This is a genomic window from Actinomadura bangladeshensis, assembly GCF_004348335.1.
GTDB classification, from domain to species: Bacteria; Actinomycetota; Actinomycetes; order Streptosporangiales; family Streptosporangiaceae; genus Spirillospora; species Spirillospora bangladeshensis.
The window spans coordinates 1-1,746 of the sequence record NZ_SMJW01000521.1 but is presented as its reverse complement, the minus strand read 5'-3'; the positions used below and the strand labels follow the sequence as shown (position 1 = coordinate 1,746).

1 protein-coding gene and 1 pseudogene are annotated in these 1,746 nt (G+C 75.7%); both read left to right on the top strand.

What is annotated here, in order from left to right:
* The first annotated feature begins 43 nt into the window (after positions 1–43).
* On the top strand, positions 44–1,381 hold the full coding sequence (locus E1284_RS40525; protein ID WP_131945408.1) for a vWA domain-containing protein: 1,338 nt from the start codon (positions 44–46) through the stop codon (positions 1,379–1,381).
* Between the two features lie 2 nt (positions 1,382–1,383).
* Positions 1,384–1,746, top strand: a pseudogene (locus E1284_RS40520) (hypothetical protein); the annotation flags it as partial.

Here is a 1,746-nt window from a genome sequence, read left to right as displayed (position 1 = left end):
CCACCGCCCGCAGCAGCGACACCCCGAGCACGGAGCAGCCCCGATGAGCGAGCAGCCGCAGTTCACCGTCAAGATCGACCAGAACCGGTACCTGCCCGAGGGCGGACGCGAGGTGCACGCCATCGTGTCCGTCGAGGCGGCCGCCGCGGCCGGCGCGCCCGCCCCGTCCGCGGCCCGCGCGTCCGAGGTGATCATCATCGACACCTCGGGCTCGATGTCCTACCCGGAGGCGAAGCTGCGCGCGGCGGTGGCGGCGGCGCAGGTCGCGGTCGACACGCTGCGCGACGGCGTGGAGTTCGCGATCGTCTCCGGCTCCAACACCGCCTCCATGATCTTCCCCAAGCACGCCGGGCTGGTCGCGGCGACGCCCGAGACGCGGGGCGAGGCCAAGCAGGCGCTGGGCCGGCTGAAGGCGTCCGGCGGCACCGCGATCGGGTCGTGGCTGCGGCTGGCGAACGAGCTGTTCGACACGGTGCCGGGCGGGATCCGGCACGCGATCCTGCTGACCGACGGAAAGAACCAGCACGAGACGCCCGAGAAGCTGGACGCCGCGCTGGCGGCGTGCGGCGGCCGGTTCGTGTGCGACTGCCGCGGCGTCGGCACCGACTGGGAGGTCGCCGAGCTGCGCAAGGTCGCCTCCGCGATGCTCGGCGGCGTCGACATCGTCGCCGACCCGGCCGGGCTCGTCGCCGACTTCCGCGCGATGACCGAGGCCGCGATGGGCAAGTCCGTCGCCGACGTCGCGCTGCGGATCTGGACGCCGCAGACCGCGACGCTCCGGTTCGTCAAGCAGGTCATGCCGGCGGTGGAGGACCTGACCGGCAAGCGCGTCGAGTCGGCTCCCCAGGCGGGCGACTACCCCCTCGGCGCGTGGGGCGCGGAGAGCCGCGACTACCACATCTGCGTCGAGATGCCCCCCGGCCAGGTGGGCGGCAAGGAGATGCGCGCCGCGTGGGTGAAGCTGGTCGTGCCCGGCGGTCCCGGCGAGGAGGCGCAGGTCCTCGCGACCGGGAACGTGCTCGCGCAGTGGACGGACGACGAGGCCCAGTCCACCAAGATCAACGACCGGGTGGCGCACTACACCGGGCAGGCGGAGCTCGCGGCCGTCATCCAGGAGGGGCTGCAGGCCCGCCGGGACGGCGACCTCGACACCGCGACGGCCCGGCTCGGCCGCGCCGTGGTGCTCGCCGACGAGGCCGGCAACGACGCGATCACCGCGATGCTGCGCAAGGTCGTCGACGTCGTCGACCCGGCGACCGGCACCGTCCGGCTGAAGCGCGACGTCGACAAGGCCGCCGAGATGGAGATCGAGACGCGGTCGACCAAGACGGTCCGGACCCGCAAAGACGAGACCGTGACCACCCGGCGGGGCGAGGGCTGAGCATGGCGAGCTGCCCGAACGGACACGCCTCCCAGTCGGCGGACTACTGCGACGTCTGCGGCGAGCGCATCGGCGGCGCCACGGCCGGCGGCGCCACCGGAGCGCCGGAGCCGGCGCCGCCGCCCGCCCCGCACGCGCCGGCGCCCCCGCCCGGCGGGACGCCCTGCCCGGACTGCGGGACGCCCGGCGCCGACCGCTTCTGCGAGATGTGCGGCTACGACTTCGCGACCGGCGGGGGCCTGCCCACGCCGCGGACGGCCCCCGCCCAGCCGGTCTCGCCGGTTCCGGGGCCGCCCGTCCCGCCGGCGCCTCCCGCGCCGTCTCCTCCGCTCCGGGGGCCGTCCGAGCCGCCGCCCGCGCCGCGC